The 15,021-nt window shown below is 64.1% G+C and carries 14 protein-coding genes; 9 read left to right on the plus strand and 5 right to left on the minus strand.

Features of this window, described 5'->3' with window-relative positions:
• Window positions 1-132 precede the first annotated feature (132 nt).
• The 4 genes from AFIC_RS01740 (at window position 133) to AFIC_RS01755 (ending at window position 3,500) form a co-directional block, all read left to right on the plus strand.
• Window positions 133-1,107 (plus strand): aliphatic sulfonate ABC transporter substrate-binding protein, encoded by a 975-nt coding sequence (locus AFIC_RS01740; protein ID WP_275247479.1) that lies wholly within the window; start codon window positions 133-135, stop codon window positions 1,105-1,107.
• Window positions 1,108-1,246: 139 nt separating this feature from the next.
• Window positions 1,247-2,095, plus strand: a complete 849-nt coding sequence (locus AFIC_RS01745; protein ID WP_275247480.1) for an ABC transporter permease — start codon at window positions 1,247-1,249, stop codon at window positions 2,093-2,095.
• Window positions 2,096-2,097: 2 nt separating this feature from the next.
• The gene (locus tag AFIC_RS01750) at window positions 2,098-2,880 is read left to right on the plus strand and encodes an ABC transporter ATP-binding protein (RefSeq protein WP_275247481.1); all 783 of its coding nucleotides are present in this window, start codon (window positions 2,098-2,100) and stop codon (window positions 2,878-2,880) included.
• Window positions 2,881-2,987: 107 nt separating this feature from the next.
• Window positions 2,988-3,500: an OsmC family protein gene (locus AFIC_RS01755; protein ID WP_275247482.1), complete on the plus strand. Its 513-nt coding sequence runs from the start codon at window positions 2,988-2,990 to the stop codon at window positions 3,498-3,500.
• Between the two features lie 3 nt (window positions 3,501-3,503).
• Here AFIC_RS01755 and mutS read toward each other — a convergent pair whose 3' ends face one another.
• Both mutS and AFIC_RS01765 read right to left on the minus strand, forming a co-directional pair.
• Window positions 3,504-6,239, minus strand: a complete 2,736-nt coding sequence (gene mutS, locus AFIC_RS01760) for a DNA mismatch repair protein MutS (protein WP_275247483.1) — start codon at window positions 6,237-6,239, stop codon at window positions 3,504-3,506.
• Between the two features lie 87 nt (window positions 6,240-6,326).
• The gene (locus AFIC_RS01765) at window positions 6,327-7,433 is read right to left on the minus strand and encodes a patatin-like phospholipase family protein (RefSeq protein ID WP_275247484.1); all 1,107 of its coding nucleotides are present in this window, start codon (window positions 7,431-7,433) and stop codon (window positions 6,327-6,329) included.
• Between the two features lie 203 nt (window positions 7,434-7,636).
• Between AFIC_RS01765 and AFIC_RS01770 the strand changes: the two genes are divergently transcribed.
• Together AFIC_RS01770 and ispG are read left to right on the plus strand one after the other, a co-directional pair.
• Complete coding sequence (locus AFIC_RS01770; RefSeq protein WP_275247485.1) at window positions 7,637-8,125, plus strand: Fur family transcriptional regulator; 489 nt, start codon at window positions 7,637-7,639, stop codon at window positions 8,123-8,125.
• A gap of 184 nt (window positions 8,126-8,309) precedes the next feature.
• Entirely contained in the window at window positions 8,310-9,602 is a 1,293-nt protein-coding gene (gene ispG / locus AFIC_RS01775) for a flavodoxin-dependent (E)-4-hydroxy-3-methylbut-2-enyl-diphosphate synthase (RefSeq protein ID WP_275247486.1), read from the plus strand.
• A gap of 112 nt (window positions 9,603-9,714) precedes the next feature.
• Here ispG and AFIC_RS01780 read toward each other — a convergent pair whose 3' ends face one another.
• From AFIC_RS01780 to AFIC_RS01790, 3 genes are read right to left on the minus strand one after another with little or no spacing between them, the layout of a single operon-like run.
• On the minus strand, window positions 9,715-11,322 hold the full coding sequence (locus tag AFIC_RS01780; RefSeq protein ID WP_275247487.1) for a Na+/H+ antiporter: 1,608 nt from the start codon (window positions 11,320-11,322) through the stop codon (window positions 9,715-9,717).
• Between the two features lie 9 nt (window positions 11,323-11,331).
• Entirely contained in the window at window positions 11,332-12,048 is a 717-nt protein-coding gene (locus AFIC_RS01785; protein WP_275247488.1) for a DUF1345 domain-containing protein, read from the minus strand.
• A gap of 7 nt (window positions 12,049-12,055) precedes the next feature.
• On the minus strand, window positions 12,056-12,994 hold the full coding sequence (locus tag AFIC_RS01790) for a polyprenyl synthetase family protein (protein WP_275247489.1): 939 nt from the start codon (window positions 12,992-12,994) through the stop codon (window positions 12,056-12,058).
• 156 nt (window positions 12,995-13,150) lie between these two features.
• Here AFIC_RS01790 and mtgA point away from each other — a divergent pair, with 156 nt between their 5' ends.
• The 3 genes from mtgA to AFIC_RS01805 all read left to right on the plus strand — a co-directional run bounded on the left by mtgA (window position 13,151) and on the right by AFIC_RS01805 (window position 15,021).
• Window positions 13,151-13,822, plus strand: coding sequence for a monofunctional biosynthetic peptidoglycan transglycosylase (gene mtgA, locus AFIC_RS01795; protein ID WP_275247490.1), 672 nt, complete (start codon window positions 13,151-13,153; stop codon window positions 13,820-13,822).
• Window positions 13,823-13,954: 132 nt separating this feature from the next.
• Window positions 13,955-14,140 carry a 50S ribosomal protein L32 gene (gene rpmF / locus AFIC_RS01800; RefSeq protein WP_002718196.1) on the plus strand — a complete coding sequence of 62 codons (186 nt, stop codon included), beginning with the start codon at window positions 13,955-13,957 and terminating at the stop codon, window positions 14,138-14,140.
• Window positions 14,141-14,271: 131 nt separating this feature from the next.
• Entirely contained in the window at window positions 14,272-15,021 is a 750-nt protein-coding gene (locus AFIC_RS01805; RefSeq protein WP_275247491.1) for a hypothetical protein, read from the plus strand.

A 15,021-nucleotide genomic window follows, 5' to 3' on the forward strand; every position in this document is an offset into this window, starting at 1 on the left:
AAGAACATTCTCTTGTCCGGGCAGGCTTCGAGGCAAACATTCTTCCAGTTGACTCTTGACGATAACGCCTTGAAGAACAAGCGTAATCTTTAGTCACCCCGGCATTAAAATCTTGTCTGATCGGAGCTTCCCATGACCCCTTTGTCCCGGCGCATCTTTACTCTTGGCGCCGCCATCGCGCTGCTCGCGCCGGGCGCGGCCCTGGCTGCCGACAAGCCCACCCAGATCGCGATCGACTGGGCGACCTATAATCCGGTTTCGATCCTGCTGAAGAAGCAGGGCCTTCTGGAAAAGGAATTCGCCAAGGACGGGATCAAGATCGTCTGGGTGCAGACGCTCGGCTCCAACAAGGCGCTGGAGTTTTTGAATGCGGGCTCGATCGATTTCGGCTCGACGGCGGGATCGGCGGCGCTGGTCGCGCGCATCAACGGCAACCCGATCAAGTCGGTCTACACCTATTCGCGCCCTGAATGGACCGCACTCGTCACCACCAAGGATTCCAAGGTCAACAGCGTCGCCGATCTGAAGGGCAAGCGCGTCGCGGTGACGCGCGGCACCGATCCGCACATCTTCCTGGTGCGCGCGCTGCTCGATGCCGGCCTGACCGAAAAGGACATCACGCCGGTGCTGCTCCAGCACCCGGACGGCAAGACCGCGCTGATCCGTGGCGATGTCGATGCGTGGGCCGGTCTCGATCCGATGATGGCGCAGGCGGAGATCGAGGACGGCGCGCGGCTGTTCTATCGCAAGCCCGAGGCCAACACCTTCGGCATCCTCAATGTCCGCGAACAGTTTCTCAAGGAGCATCCGGATATCGTGAACCGCGTTCTCGCGGTCTATGAGGAAGCGCGCAAATATTCGCTCAACCACTATGACGAGTTGAAGGCCGACTTCATCGCCGTCACCAGGCTGCCCGACGCCGTGGTGGACAAGCAGCTCAAGGAGCGCACGGATCTGACCTTCAGCAAGATCGGCGCGCCGCAGCGCGATGCGATCCTTCAGGCGGGCCTTGCGTTGCAGAAGGCCGGAGTCATCGCCGCCGATGTCGATGTGAAGAAGAATACCGACGCGCTGCTCGACGCGGACGTCCAGTTGCCATCGAACTAAAACAGCACCCCCGCCTGCCGTGCCCAGCGGGTATGGCAGGCGGGGCTCATTCCGCCGGGAATGGGATACAGCCCCGGCCCTAAATGGACGATGCAGGCGCGCGCCGCCTTGCATTCCGGACCGATAAGCGATCTTTGCTATGGTCATGACGCTCGATACCTCCACCACGCCTGCCACCGAAGCGGTTGCCGCGACGGCATCGCGCCGCGCGCCACGCTGGATCAAGCCCGCGCTCGGCCTGATCGTGCCGCTCGTGGTCGGGATCGGCTGGGAGATCGCGGTTGCGCGCGGCTGGTCGAACGGCCGGCTGGTGCCGCCGCCGAGCAAGATTTACGAGATGCTGGCGGAGCTTGCGAAGAGCGGCGAACTGGGCCGGCATGTGCTTGTCACGACGTGGCGTGTCGCCGCCGGTTTCGGGCTGGGTGTGGTGTCGGGCACCGTGCTCGGCGCGCTGTGCGGTTATTCGGCGCTGGCGCGGCGGCTGCTCGATCCGACCTTGCAGGCGCTGCGCGCGATCCCGTCGATCGCCTGGGTGCCGCTGTTCATTCTGTGGCTCGGCATTTTCGAGATGTCGAAGGTCGCGCTGATCGCGATCGGCGTGTTCTTCCCGATCTATCTCGGCGTGATGGGCGCGGTGCTGAGCGTCGACCGCAAGATCGTCGAGGTCGGGCGCATCTTCCGTCTCTCCGGCCCGGCGATGATCCGGCGTATCCTGCTGCCCGCGGTGCTGCCTTCCTATGTCGTCTCGTTGCGGCAGGGCCTTGGCCTCGGCTGGATGTTCGTCGTCGCCGCCGAATTGATGGGCGCGTCGGAAGGGCTCGGTTATCTCCTGATCGACGGCCAGCAGCTCGGCAAGCCCGCTGAAATTCTGGCGGCGATCATCGTGTTCGCGCTGCTCGGCAAGACCACCGACTGGCTGGTCCAGCTCGCGTTCGCGCCATGGCTGCGCTGGCAGGATGCCTTCTCCGCGCAGACGGGAAAGGCGTAGCCATGCTCGTGCTCGATCGTGTCGGGAAAACCTATCCGAACGGCGTCAAGGCGCTGCAAGGCTTTTCCGCGCGCATCAAAATTGGAGAAATTATCGCCGTGATCGGCGGCTCGGGCTGCGGCAAATCCACATTGCTGCGCGCCATCGCGGGACTCGATCCCGCGACGTCCGGCGCGATCACGCTCGATGACGAGGCGATCAAGGCGCCGCACGAAAAGATCGGCATCATCTTTCAGGAGCCGCGGCTGCTGCCATGGCTGTCGGTCGCCGACAATGTCGCGTTCGGTCTCTCCGATGTCCCGCGCGCGCAACGGCGCGAGCGCGCGGCGTCGGCGCTCGCGCGCGTCGGACTGCTCGACAAGGCGACGGCATGGCCGCGAGAGCTTTCCGGCGGGCAGGCGCAGCGCGTGGCGATTGCACGCGCGCTGGTGCCGCGGCCTGAGGTGCTGTTGCTCGATGAGCCGTTCTCTGCGCTCGATGCTTTCACCCGCGCCGATTTGCAGGACCATCTGCTCGATCTGTGGGCGGACACACAGCCGACGCTTGTTCTCGTCATCCACGATGTCGATGAAGCCGTGGTGCTGGCGGATCGGATATTGGTGATGAAGCCCCGGCCGGGCCGTTTGTTCGAGGAAGTGCGCGTCGATCTGGCGCGGCCACGGGATCGTGCGGCGACGGCCTTCGAGGCGGTCAAGTTTCAGGTGCTGGAGGCGCTCGATCGTTCGCTTGATCGGGGCATGCGGCAGGTCATCGACAAGGCTCTCACTGCGGGCGAGGGAATTTAGCCGCTTACGCCGGTGTTATGAATCTGCGGCCTTGTGCCGAAGCTTCCCGCCACTATACGAAAACACGAAACCGGATGGCCGGTATGGCCATGACGAGGAGACACAAGATGGATTCGACCGAACTTCGCGCCATGCAGGCGCCGATCAAGAGCCGTTACAAGGAAGATCCGAAGACGGCCCTGATTACCCTGAAGGCCAGGGGTTCGATCGACAATGACGGCATCGCTTGCAAGGTCGAGACGGGCCGCGCGCTCGCGGTGGCGGGCCTGCATCCGGCGACCGGCGGCTCGGGGCTGGAATTGTGCTCGGGCGACATGCTGCTGGAGGCGCTTGTCGCCTGCGCGGGCGTGACGCTGAAATCGGTGGCGACCGCGATCGACATTCCGCTGAAGTCCGGCCATGTCAGCGCCGAGGGCGATCTCGATTTTCGCGGCACGCTCGGCGTGGACAAGGAAGCGCCGGTGGGCTTCGCGGAAATCCGCCTGCGCTTCGATGTCGAGACCGATGCGCCGCAGGAAAAGCTCGACCAGTTGCTGAAGCTCACCGAGCGTTACTGTGTGGTCTACCAGACCATTAAGAACGGGCCGAAGGCCACGCACGTCTCGATCAACAGGGTGTAAGCATCAGGCCTGGCTGGAAAGCTTCGCCTTCAGCGCGTAGAGCGCATCCAGCGCCTCGCGCGGGGTCAGTTCATCCGGCTGGATGGCGTTGAGCGCCTCGATCAGCGCGGTGGCCTCGGGCGAGTGAGCTTGCTCGCTGTCGCTCGTACGCGATGTGACCCCGAACAGCGGCAGGTCGTCGATGAGCGTTTGCGCGCCGGTGCCGCGATCCTGCGCCTCGAGTTTCGCCAGCACCGTCTTGGCGCGTGCGATCACCACTGGCGGCAGCCCTGCGAGCTTCGCGACCTGAATGCCGTAGGAGCGATCCGCCGCGCCCGGCAGCACCTCATGCAAAAACACCACGTCGCCGTGCCATTCCTTGACGCGCACTGTGGCGTTAAACAGGCGCGGCAGTTTGGCCGAGAGCGCGGTGAGTTCGTGGTAATGCGTCGCGAACAGCGCGCGGCATTTGTTGGCGTCGTGCAAATGTTCGATCGAGGCCCATGCGATGGAGAGGCCATCGAAGGTCGCGGTGCCGCGCCCGATTTCATCCAAAATCACCAGCGCGCGCTCACCCGCCTGATTGAGGATCGCCGCCGTCTCCACCATCTCGACCATGAAGGTCGAGCGCCCGCGTGCGAGATCGTCGGCGGCGCCGACGCGCGAGAACAGCCGGTCGATCACGCCGATCTTCGCGCGCCTGGCGGGCACGAAGCTGCCGATCTGGGCCAGGAGCGCGATCAGCGCGTTCTGGCGCAGGAAGGTGGATTTGCCCGCCATGTTCGGGCCGGTGAGAATCCAGATCTGCCCGGAGGTCTGCGACGGTGCAGGCGAGAGATCGCAAGAGTTGGCGATGAAGGATTCGCCGTTACGCTTCAGCGCGCGCTCCACCACCGGGTGGCGTCCGCCTTCGATGTTGAACGCAAGCGAGCCGTCAACTTCGGGGCGGACGTAATTTTCATCCATCGCGAGCCGTGCCAGCGAGGTCGCGACATCGAGCACGGCGAAGGCATGGGCGGCCGCGCGCAGATCGTCGCCGATAGCGACGGTTTGTGCGACGAGTCGTTCAAAAATCTCAAGCTCAAGCCCCAGCGCACGGTCGCCCGCATTGGCGATGCGGGCTTCGATCTCGCCAAGCTCAGACGTGGTGAAGCGTACCTGGCCCGCCAGCGTCTGGCGATGGATGAAAGTCGCGTTCAGCGGCGCTGACATCAGTTTCTCGCCGTGCTGCGCAGTGACTTCGACGAAATAGCCGAGCACGTTGTTGTGCCGGATTTTCAGCGCCTTGACACCGGTGTCTTCGGCGTAGCGTGCCTGCATCGAGGCGACGACGAGCCGCGAGGCGTCGCGCAACGAGCGGGTTTCGTCCAGCGTCGCATCGTAACGTTCGCGCACGAAGCCGCCATCGCGCTTCGATAAAGGCAACTGCTCGGCGAGCGCGCGGGTCAGTTCCTCGGCCAATGCGCGTGAGGGCTTGCGCAAAGCCTCGATGGCGGAAGCAATCTCCTGCGGCGGAGCTTCCATGCGCTGAAGCCGCGCGATGGCCGCATCGGCGGCGACGATGCCGTCGCGCAGTCCCGCGAGATCGCGTGGCCCGCCACGCCCGACAGAGAGCCGCGCCAACGCGCGCGACATATCGGGCGCCGCGCGCAGGATCGCGCGCAGATCTTCGGACGCCGCTGGATCGGCCACGAATGTCGCTACCGCATCGTGGCGTCGTGTAATGGCGGGAATGTCGGTCAGCGGCGTTGCGAGCCGTTGCGCAAGGAGCCGTGAGCCGGCCGCCGTCACTGTCAGATCAATCGCATCAAGCAGCGAGCCGCGCCGTTCGCCCGCCAGCGTGCGGGTGAGTTCGAGATTGGCGCGCGTGGCGGGGTCGATGGCGAGTGTCGAGCCCGCAAGCTCGCGCGCGGGTGGCGACAACGGCGGATGCCTGCCGACCTGCGTGCGCTCGACATAGGTGACGGCGGCGGCCGCGGCGGTGGCTTCCAGCCGCGACAGCGTGGCGAGGCCGTCCATGGTGGCGACGGCGAAATAGGCGCATAGCCGCTGCTCGGCGTTGGCGCTGTCGAACACGTCGCGGGTCAGCGGCGTCACCGCGGTATGCTCTCGCAGGATCGGGCCGAGTGTTTCGTCGCCGAAGATGGCGTCCGGCACCACGATCTCGTTCGGGCTGACGCGCGCGAGCGTGGTCGAGAGTTCGCTTGCGCTGCATTCGGTGACGGTGAATTCCGAGGTCGAGATGTCGATCCAGGCAAGACCGAGGCGATCTTCGCCATTCGAGGCGCGGACGCGCGCGATCGCCATCAGGTAATTGTTGGCCTTGGCGTCGAGCAGGTTGTCTTCGGTCAGCGTGCCAGGCGTAACGAGACGCACCACGTCGCGGCGGACCACACTTTTCGAGCCGCGCTTCTTCGCCTCGGCCGGGTCTTCCATCTGTTCGCAGACGGCGACGCGGTGGCCGAGCGCGATCAGCCGGTGCAGATAATCGTCGGAGCGTTCCACCGGCACGCCGCACATCGGGATGTCTTCGCCCTGATGCCTGCCGCGTTTGGTGAGCATGATGCCGAGCGCGCGCGAGGCGGTCTCGGCATCCTCGAAGAACAGTTCGTAGAAATCGCCCATCCGGTAGAACAGCAAGAGGCCCGGATTGGCGGCCTTGATTTCGAGGTATTGCTCCATCATCGGCGTGACGCGCGCGGCCGCGTCTTTCGGCTCGGCGGGCGCGGTCGTTGCGGGAGCGGGGGCGTGCATCGTCATGGTGTGCGCACGCTAGCAAAATTAGGAGTGGGCTTCACACCCGAAACGGCCATGGAATCGGGGTTTTCCCCGCTTCGCGCGGGGAATTTACGCCCATTCCACGCCGGATTCGGCGGCGAGGTCGAGCGTGCCGCGTTCGCCGATATCGTCGAAATGGCTGTCGAGAAACACCGTGGCGGCGCGCACGCCCTCGTCGTGCAGCGATTCGAAGAAGTCGTAGTCGTTTTTCAGTTTGCTCAGGCCGTCAAAGCTCGACGCAAATGCGCCGAGGTCGATGCGGTGGATGTTCAGGCGGCGGTACTGATTGTGCTCCTTGCCGCGCGGCAGGCGCCCGTCATCGATCAGCTGGTTGACGAAATCCATCGTGCGCAATTCGGAGATCAGCGCGGAGTTGAAGGTGATCTCGTTCAGCCGCTTGACGATCTCGGCGGAAGTTTTCGGCGTGGCCTCCTGCGACACCGGGTTGATCTGCACCACCAGCACGTCCTCGCTGTCGGTGGCTTGCAGGAAGGGGAAGATCACCGGGTTTCCCATGTAGCCGCCGTCCCAATAGGGCACGCCGTCGATCTCCACGGCACGAAACAGATACGGCAGCGCGGCGGAGGCCATCACCACATCGGCGTCGATGGAATTGCGGCAGAACACCTTGAGCCGTCCGGTATGGACGTTGGTGGCGGAGACATAGAGCGCGAGGTCGCTGGCGCGGATCGCGTCGAAATCGACGAAGCGTGAGATCAATTCGCTCAACGGATTGATGTTGAGGGGATTGAAATCATACGGCGAGAAATAATGCGACATCGTCTCGAACCAATTCTGCATCGGCGAGGTCGAGAACGGAAAGATCGAGAACAGCCGGTCGGCGATCGCACGCTGCACCGGCGGCAGGTCGCCGCCGACGCTGGCCGCGCGCCAGAACTCGGCGAGGCGCTTGCGCGCTTCCTCCGGACCGCCGCGCGCGAGGCCATCGGCGACCATCACCGCGTTGACCGCCCCGGCCGAGGCGCCGGACAGGCCGGTGATCTCCAGCCGCCCGTCGGCGAGCAGATGGTCGAGCACGCCCCAGGTGAAGGCCCCATGCGCGCCGCCGCCCTGCAAGGCCAGGTTGATCTTCTTGGCGCTGGCCGGCGCTTTCCGGTTGCCAGTCATGGCCCAGGGAGCGAGGCTGTCGAGGTAGGATTTCAGGTTTGCCGCCATGGGCCTGCTTTCTGTGATCCCAGCGCTTATTATATGATCCGCATGTCACCGTGATGGTGCGGCCACCGACAAAAGCTAGGCCAGTTATGTTGCAATGCAATAGCAGCAATGTGAATCCTGCCTCTCACCAATGCCTGGATTACATAAGCTATTGATATTGAATGTTATATTGCGCAGCATAGCTGCAATAAGAAAGCGCTCCCATGCCCCTGAAGCCCGCTTTTCCAGCCCCGGATCATGACCACGGACGCTGCGCGGCTGACGCGATGTCCCATGCGGAACAGCAATGTGCGGCCCGGGGACAGAAGTTCACGCCGATCCGCAGACGGGTGCTTCAGGCGCTTCTGGCAAGCCACAAGCCCCTCGGAGCCTATGAAATCATTGACGATCTGGCCCGCGTCATGCCCCGCCCGGCACCGATCACGATCTATCGCGCCCTCGAATTTCTCATGGAAAACGGCCTCGTGCACCGCATCGAGAGCCGCAATGCCTTTCTGGCCTGCGTGCACAATCATGATGCCACGCCGGTCGTGGCGCTCCTGATTTGCGATCGCTGCGGTTCGGTCGGGGAAATTCCGGCCACGCCATTGGCCAGGAGCGTTGCCGAGATGGTCGATGGAACCGGATTTTCACCAAAACTCTCGGTGGTGGAGATCACCGGCCTGTGCAGCCATTGCCAGCGGGCGGCCTGAAAATCCGCAGAAGTGTGTAAAAAGCCCTTTTCAAAGCCATTTTTGCCGCCCATTTAAGACGCACCGGAAAAAAGGGTCCCAGGCACCCCGAAGTCGGCTCGCTGGCTTTGGCCGGGAGTTTTCTGGTAGATGTTTCCAGTCCGGCGGATGGCCGGCCGTCACACAAAGCTGATATTTCAACGCCATGACCGATGCCGATTTGCTAACCCGCTCGCAGGATGTGAAGGAAATTCAGGCCGGTCCGAAGGGCCGCCACAAGACCGTTCAGGTCACGGTCGGCAACGTGAAGGTCGGCGGCGGCGCGCCCATCGTCGTGCAGTCGATGACCAACACCGACACCGCGGATGTGGAATCCACGGTGACGCAGGTCGCGGCGCTCGCCCGCGCGGGTTCGGAGATGGTGCGCATCACGGTGGACCGCGAGGAAGCGGCCGCCGCTGTCCCGCACATTCGCGAGAAGCTCGACAAGATGGGCGTGGACGTGCCGCTGATCGGCGACTTCCACTACATCGGCCACAAGCTCTTGACCGAATATCCGGATTGCGCGGCGGCGCTCGCGAAATATCGCATCAATCCCGGCAATGTCGGCTTCAAGAACAAGCGCGACAGCCAGTTCACCGACATCGTCGAGATCGCCATCAAGAACAACAAGGCGATCCGCATCGGCGCCAACTGGGGCTCGCTCGATCAGGAACTTCTGACGAAGCTGATGGAGGAGAACGCGGCGTCGCCGAATCCGATCGACGCCCGCGCGGTGACGCGCGAGGCCATGGTGCAGTCGGCGCTGTTGTCGGCCAAGCGCGCCGAGGAGATCGGCCTGCCGAAGAACAGGATGATCCTGTCGGCGAAAGTCTCGAACGTGCAGGATCTGATCGCGGTGTACCGCGAACTGGCCTCGCGCTCCGATTATGCCATTCACCTCGGCCTCACCGAGGCGGGCATGGGCTCGAAGGGCATCGTGGCGTCTTCCGCGGCGCTCGGCATCCTGTTGCAGGATGGCATCGGCGACACCATCCGCGTCTCGCTGACGCCGGAGCCGGGCGGCGACCGTACGCTCGAAGTCAAGGTCGGTCAGGAAATTTTGCAGACCATGGGTTTCCGCACCTTCGTGCCGCTGGTCGCGGCGTGTCCCGGCTGCGGCCGCACCACTTCGACCGTGTTTCAAGAGTTGGCGCGCGACATCCAGAGCTTCATCCGCGACGAGATGCCGGGCTGGAAGACGCGCTATCCGGGCGTCGAGCAGCTCAACGTCGCGGTGATGGGCTGCATCGTTAATGGTCCGGGCGAATCCAAGCACGCCGATATCGGCATCTCATTGCCCGGCACCGGCGAGACGCCGGCCGCGCCGGTTTTCGTCGATGGCGAGAAATTCCGCACCCTGCGCGGGCCGACCATCGCGGCGGATTTCAAGGCGCTGGTGATCGATTACATCGACCAGCGTTACGGCGCGAACGCCAAGGTCACCGCGGCGGAATAAGTCTTTCCCGTCATTGCTGACGGCCCGCAACGCGAGCCGATCCGGAATCTGTAAATGGGGGAAGGTTCCGGGTTCGCTCGCTCTGCTCGTGCCCCGGAATGACGGTGGCTCTCTACAGCGGCGAGTTCTTCTCGCGATTGTCGACCACGGCTTCCTCCAGATCGAGGTCGCGCTCGATGCGCCGCCGCGTCTCGTCGGCGATCTTGCCTTCGCGCAGCAGCTTGTGCAGCAGCTTGCGCTCGATGGCGATGATTTCCCTCACCATGGCCGCCCCGCGTGTCGCAGGCGTGAAGTCGCCTTCCTTGGCGGGCGGCTCGGGCAATGCGCGCACCCGGGTCTCGTGGCGCGCTTCGAGAAAGCGCGCGAGCCCCTCGGGCAGTTCGCGCTCCTTGAGGATTCGATTCAATTCCTTGCGCGATGCGGCCACGAGCTGGCGCCGTGCCGCGATCTCCTTCTCGCGTTCGTGACGTGCCTCGTAATTTCCGTATTCGGAAACGCCGAGCGCGCGCGAGACGAAGGGCAGCGTGCCGCCGATGCCGACGACGGTGATGAAGATCACGCCGAACGACACCAGCAGGATCAGGTCGCGATCAGGAAAGGGGTCGCCGTTGGCCAGCGTGTAGGGCAACGCCAGGGCAACGGCGAGCGACACCACGCCGCGAATGCCGGTGAAGCCGACAACCGCGATGGCACGCCATGGCGGACGCTCCTCGCGTGCGCGGATGCGCTTGCTGAGCAGATGCGGCAGATAGGCGCCGGGAAATACCCAGATGAAACGTGCTGCGATCACGATCGCGGTCGTGATGGCGATGGCCGACAGCACCGTGCCGAGATGCAGATATTTCGAGGTTTCGACCAGCGCGCGGGTCTGGAATCCAACGATCAGAAAGAGCACACCCTCGATCAGCCAGGTTGCGAAGTCCCAGAAGAAGATCCCCTGCAATCGCGTCGCCGCCGAAATCAGCAAGGGGCCGTTCCAGCTCACGTAAAGTCCGGCGACGACGGTTGCAAGCACGCCCGAGCCGCCCGCATGTTCGGGTACCCAGAAGGCGAGATAGGGCGTGAGCAGAGACAGCGTGATCTCGACGCGCGGGTCGTGCGCCCATTGCCGCAGCCGCAGGCTGAGCCAGCCCACCGCAACACCGAACAGGATTTCACATACGACGATGGCGGCGAAGGTGCCGGTCGCGGTCGAAAGCGAAAACGCACCCGTTGAGACCGCCATCACAGCGAAACGGTAGAGGATGAGCGCGGTCGCATCGTTGGCCAGTCCCTCGCCTTCAAGCACCACGAGGATGCGGTGCGGCAGTCCGATCCTGCGCGCGATGGCGAGCGGCGCGACGACGTCGGGCGGCGAAACGATAGCGCCGAGCAGGAAACCAACGCTCCATGACAGGCCGAGCGCGAAATGGACGGCGACCGCGACGGCGCAGGTGGTAAAGATCACGCAGCCGATGGCGAGCATCGCGATGGGGCGCAGGTTGAATTTGAATTCGCGCCAGCTCATCGATACGCCGGCGGAGTAGATCAGAGGCGGCAGCACCAGAAGCAGCACGCCTTCCGGCTTCATTTCGATCGGCGGGAAGCCCGGCGTGAAGGCGAGCGCGCCGCCGACAAGAAGAAACACGATGGCTGGTGCCAGTTGCAGGCGCCGCGCCAGCGTCGCCGATGCCGCGAGCACGCTCAAAACAAGAAGGAAGGTCAGAAAGGCGTGAGTCACGTCCGTTTGTTATCCCGGAGAAAGAGCGCTGGCGGCGATGTTGACCGTCAAGGCGAGCAGAGCGGTATTGAACAGGAAAGAGGCTATTCCGTGCGCGGTCGCGGTGCGCCGGATCACCCTGTCGGTGATGCCGACATCGGAGACCTGCGCGGTCATGCCCACCACGAAGGAAAAATAGACGAAGTCCCAGTAATCCGGATCGCTTTCATCTCCGGGAAAGGCGAGGCCGCCGATGCTCTCGCCGCGATAATATTCATGCGCGTAATGCAATGCGAAGGTGGTGTGGATCGCGACCCATGACAGCAGGATCGTGGCGATCGCGAGGCCTGATTGCATCGGGCCACGATGAGGCGCGCCGAGTTCAAAGACAATGGCGGCAAGGCTGGCGAAGGCCGCGACAGATGTCAGCGCAAGAATAAGAAAGCGGCCGTCATCCTCCATCGCGGCGACGCGGCGGATGTTGGCGTGCCCGCCGAGAAAGATCGTGGTGTAGGCGAGCGTCAGATAAAGTACGAGCGCGATATCCCAGCCGAGCAGCAGCCGTGTCGTCGTGCGCAGGGCGGGTGGCAGCAGGAATAGAGATATGAGCCCGACCGCGATCGATATGAAAAATCGCGGCCTTGCATAGATGATGCGCAGGACTTTCGGCATGCGCCGGAAACGTGCGAGAGGATCGTCCTCGCGGGATACGGTTTTTGAGCGGGGAGCCGTCTTCTTCTGCGCCATGCCGCCCTTAGTTCTGCCGCTCCGCGACGAAGCGGGCTGCCGCGCGCAGCACATCGCCCTTCGCGCCGAACGGCGCGAGCGCGGCGTCGGCCTGCTTCAGCAAATCTTGCAGGCGGCGCTTGGCGCCATCAAGTCCCAGTTGCGTGACGAAGGTGGTCTTGCCAAGGGCCGCGTCCTGTCCGGCGGGCTTGCCGAGCGCGGCCGCGTCACCTTCGACATCGAGCAGGTCGTCGGCGATCTGGAACGCCTCGCCGAAGGCATGGCCGTAAGCGTCGAGGGACGCATATTGCTCCTTCGAAGCCTGGCCGAGCAGCGCCCCGGCGATGCAGCCATATTTCAAAAGCGCGCCGGTCTTCATCTGCTGGAGCTTGGCGACATCCGGCGGCTCCTTGTCGCCGAAGCGGCCCTCGCCCGCGAGGTCCATGATCTGGCCTCCCGCCATGCCGCCGATGCCGGCGGCGCGCGCGAGCGCCCGCGTCAGCAACAATCGCACCGTCGGGTCGCGGTGAACGTCATCGCGGGTGATGATGTCGAAGGCGAGCGTGAGCAGGGAGTCGCCCGCGAGGATCGCGGTCGCCTCGTCGAATTTCTTGTGCGAGGTCGGGCGGCCCCGGCGCAGGTCCGAATTGTCCATCGAGGGCAGATCGTCGTGGATCAGCGAATAGCAATGGATGCATTCAAGCGCCGCGCCAGCCATCAGCGCGCCCTGACGCGGCACGTCGAACATCGCGGCACTCGCCACCGCGAGAAACGGCCGCAGCCGTTTGCCGCCGTTGAGGCTGGAATAGCGCATCGCCTCGATCAGCCGCTTGGGGCGGAGGATTTCCCCCTGCTCGGGCTTGTCCGACAGAAGCCGGTCGAGCAGCGCCTCGGTATCGGCCGCGGTCGCGTCGAGCAGCTTGTTGAAATCCTGGGTTGAGGCGGTCGAGGCAGGGGCCGTGGTCATCGAAAACTCCGAAATTTGGCCGGACCATGCCTTCATGGAAGCGCTCCCGTCAATTCTGCCATGCGATAAATGCCGGATTCGGTGCCCGTTGCTGCTTCTGCTATGGGGGAAGATGGACAGCTTCCGCCCCATTGGCTCTTGCAACGTCAGCCGCCGATGAAACGCCCGCTCCGCGCGATCCTGTTGGTGGTGGCGGCCCTGCTTTTGCTGCCGTATCTGCTGGTGCCGGTTTACTCGGTCGGGCATCCGGTTTCGGTGCTGATGGCGGGGCGCTTCCTGACCGGCAGCCCGGTCTCGCGGACCTGGGTGGATATCGGGGCGATGTCGCCGGCGATGCCCCGCTCGGTGGTTGCGGCGGAGGACGCCCGGTTTTGCAGCCACCATGGCGTGGACTGGGATTCCCTGAGCGACGTGCTGGAGGACGCCGAGGACGGGGAAGTGACCCGGGGCGGTTCCACCATCACCCAGCAGGTGGCGAAAAACCTGTTCCTGTGGCCGGGGCGCAGCTACATCCGCAAGGGGCTGGAACTCCCGCTGGCGCTCTGGATCGACCTCGTGTTGTCAAAAAAGCGAATTCTTGAGCTTTATCTGAATGTTGCAGAGTTCGGGCCGGGCGGGCAATTCGGCGTCGAGGAAGGTGCCCGCTATGCCTTCGGCCGGGGTGTTTCTGCGATTTCACCCCATCAGGCAGCGCTTCTGGCCGCTGTCCTGCCCAATCCCGTGACCCGCAGCGCCCGCGCGCCCAGCGCCCATATCCGCCGTCTGGCCGGGACCTACACGGCGCGCGCCCGTTCGGCGGCGATTTTGGCCTGCTGGACCCGGAATTGAAGATTTTGAAGCATTTTCAGCCGCTCCAGCCCTAGCGTCAGACGCCTTCATCCTCTATAAGCGCGGCCTCAACCGAAATTCTCCAGAAAGCTCCCGAGGGCGGGCTGCTTTCGCTTGAAGGACGACGATCCAATGGCCGTTCCCCGCAGAAAAACATCGCCATCCCGTCGCGGCATGCGCCGCTCGGCCGATGCGCTCAAGAAGCCGACCTATGTCGAAGACAAGGACTCGGGTGAATTGCGCCGTCCGCACCATCTCGACCTGAAGACCGGCATGTACAAAGGCCGTCAGGTTCTGAAGGTGAAGAAGGAAGACTAAGGCGATCTCTTCAATCGCGGCGCGAGCCGCCGCGATTGCCTTGCGCGATTGCCCCTGCCGCGGGATGTGATGTGACGCGCGGCAGTTTCGGAGTATCGTTTCAGCAGCTTGCGCCATAGAAGGCTTCGCCGATGCCTACAATCGGTTTTCCGCTGCTGCTCATTCCGATCGCGATCTACAACATCGTTGTGTTCCTGATGCCCGGTGCGGGTTTGACCGCGCCGCTGTTCACGCTGCCGCTGTTGTCCGGCGTCACGTGGGGCGTCAGCTTCAACGATCTCGTGCTGGCGCTCGGCATCATTCTCCTGCTGTTCGAATTCGCCCGCGCTTCAAGGCCCGGCGCCAAATATGTGATGGATCACATCCTGTCGCTGGTTGTGCTCGGCGCGGCGGGCGCCGAATTCCTGTGGCTCGCGCCGTTCGGCACCTCGGCCTTTGCCCTGCTGGTGCTTCTCACATTTGTCGATTTCCTGGGTGGCCTGACGCTCAGTCTGCGCCATCGTGCGGCGCGCCGCGCGATGCTGCGGAGCGCCGGCCATGAAGCCGCGCCCGCACCTGCGCCCGCAACTTCTCCTGCCCCCGTTCCTGCCGCGCCGCCGCCTTCCGCGCCCGCGCCTGTCCGCACTGAGCCTCCGCCACTCGCACCCAGAGAGCCGCCGCTCTCCCATCCGCAGATGGAGGTCATCACGCCCGAGGTCGATAGCCCCTCGCAGCATGTGCAGCCGGATGCGGCGAAGCCCGGTGACATTGGCGGTGTGGTGAAGGTGGAGCCTGCGCACAAGAGCGTTTCGGACTGGAGCGCGTCCGATCTCGTGCGCGATCATGACGGGCAGGAAACGACGAGGCCGGTGCCTCCGCCGATCGTGCCGCGCCGCGACTGA

Origin of the sequence: [Pseudomonas] carboxydohydrogena, assembly GCF_029030725.1 — a bacterium.
In the GTDB taxonomy this organism is placed as follows: domain Bacteria; phylum Pseudomonadota; class Alphaproteobacteria; order Rhizobiales; family Xanthobacteraceae; genus Afipia; species Afipia carboxydohydrogena.